1 protein-coding gene is annotated in these 257 nt (G+C 44.7%); it reads right to left on the minus strand.

All coding sequences use genetic code 11. The features are described from left to right. Nucleotides 1-257, minus strand: a 257-nt coding sequence (locus ABS768_RS17320) for a hypothetical protein (RefSeq protein WP_408076217.1), incomplete at both ends; no start/stop codon positions are given.

Here is a 257-nt window from a genome sequence, read left to right on the forward strand (position 1 = left end):
TTACCGTTCCCATCGCCATAAGTCCATGTTATGGTATAAGTACCCTGAGCAGAATAGGTAAGCGGATCAGTAGTTGTCGCAGTTATTGTTCCTGCACAGTTATCAGTAGCCGTAGGAGCAGTAATCATACCTGAAGTCACCTCACATTGTGCTGTTATAGTTGGAAGTGTAGCCACATCAGCCACAGGAGCAGTAGTATCATCTACTATTACCGTTTGAGTTTGTGTAGCAGTGTTACCGTTCCCATCGCCATAAGT

The sequence above is a fragment of the Flavobacterium rhizophilum genome (assembly GCF_046000485.1).
Lineage (GTDB): Bacteria > Bacteroidota > Bacteroidia > Flavobacteriales > Flavobacteriaceae > Flavobacterium > Flavobacterium rhizophilum.